Annotated in this window: 1 protein-coding gene and 1 pseudogene; both read right to left on the reverse strand. The window is 41.7% G+C overall.

Annotated features, from left to right (window positions below; translation table 11 throughout):
- Position 1: 1 nt before the first annotated feature.
- Positions 2–436, reverse strand: coding sequence for a hypothetical protein (locus ACFIL8_RS11135; protein ID WP_375628923.1), 435 nt, complete (start codon positions 434–436; stop codon positions 2–4).
- A pseudogene (locus ACFIL8_RS11140) lies at positions 420–932 on the reverse strand (hypothetical protein); the annotation flags it as partial. The gene ACFIL8_RS11135 and the pseudogene ACFIL8_RS11140, both read right to left, overlap by 17 nt.

Genomic DNA, 932 nt, shown 5'->3' on the forward strand with positions numbered 1-932 from the left:
ATCAGCACTTTTCACTAGTTTGCTGTGGACCAAAGCGTTTCATTATCCCACCAATGCCATTTAAAGTCTCTTCAAGCTCTTGCTTGTGAACAAGCGTTAGTGGTCTAAAATGCTCTTTCGCTGTTTTTTCTTTGAGTGTTTTCTCACGTGTGTTTTCAATTGCTCTACGTACAGTTTCGGCTTTTGAAAGAAGGGTATTTTCTAGTGTCTGGCAATAAGTTAAAAGCTCTCCACAAGTTGGCATAAATGTTTTTGATATCCCAATTGCTTGACCAGTTACGATATTTTCGACGCCTTTTTTCAGAGCATATGCTGAAATCCGTTCCAGCATCATGCTATAGGATAGAACAACGGCTTTGGAATCTGTGTTCGCAGGGACTCTCATGCTTGAGAGTAGGAAAGAAGCTTGCTCAATTTGCTTAACTGAAGCTTTCACAGAGAGCAACGCTTGTAGAAGATTGCAAGCATCTAAGGTTTGCTCTTCCTCCTGTTTCGTCAATGTATTCCCAGCTTTCAGCGTCAATGGATACCCCGGACTGATCATTTCCATAATCTTCTCCAGATGAGAGTTGATCTCTGAGTTGGTTGAAGCCTTCTGCAAGCTGTTCTGTGAAAGTTTTCTGAGTGAATTTTCCATGATAACCACCTAACCGTTTTTCCTGTTCTAATCTTGCTTTTTTCTTTGCTAGCGTTCCGATAGGGCTTGTAACCCAATTGTACCAAGTCCTTTGCCAATCTCGTTTGTTTGCATTTTTACCTGGGTTTGCTATCCAGTAATTTGTGAACCGTTCGGTTTCTAACAGCGCCTCATCATGCGTTAATCCTTGATCGATTGCGTATTGCAAATTAGGTTTGAAATCCTCTGGCAATCGACAACCGCGATTAGCTTGCGCTCGTTTTGCTTTTTTGGGAACGTTCTCTTGCTCGTGAAT

This window comes from Bartonella sp. AP57NXGY (assembly GCF_042195805.1).
In the GTDB taxonomy this organism is placed as follows: Bacteria; Pseudomonadota; Alphaproteobacteria; order Rhizobiales; family Rhizobiaceae; genus Bartonella.